Raw genomic sequence first — 248 nt, 5'->3', positions numbered from 1 at the left:
TCGGTAGCTCAGTCGGTAGAGCAGAGGACTGAAAATCCTCGTGTCGGCGGTTCGATTCCGTCCCGAGCCACCATTTTGAAGTCGCAAGCCGACTTAGCTCAACTGGTAGAGCAACTGACTTGTAATCAGTAGGTTGGGGGTTCAAGTCCTCTAGTCGGCACCACTTTCAAAATGAGCCATTAGCTCAGTTGGTAGAGCATCTGACTTTTAATCAGAGGGTCGAAGGTTCGAATCCTTCATGGCTCACC

The 248-nt window shown here is 50.4% G+C and carries 2 tRNA genes; both read left to right on the top strand.

The features are described 5' to 3' along the window. The first annotated feature begins 87 nt into the window (after positions 1–87). Positions 88–163: transfer RNA gene (locus tag JDS99_RS31390), tRNA-Thr, on the top strand. A 10-nt stretch (positions 164–173) separates the two neighbouring features. Next, positions 174–246: transfer RNA gene (locus JDS99_RS31385), tRNA-Lys, on the top strand. Positions 247–248 lie beyond the last annotated feature (2 nt).

This window comes from Bacillus cereus group sp. N6 (genome assembly GCF_016483705.1).
Classification (GTDB): Bacteria; Bacillota; Bacilli; order Bacillales; family Bacillaceae_G; genus Bacillus_A; species Bacillus_A wiedmannii.
The sequence above is the reverse complement of the archived record's forward strand: the minus strand, read 5'-3'. Positions and strand labels throughout refer to the sequence as shown.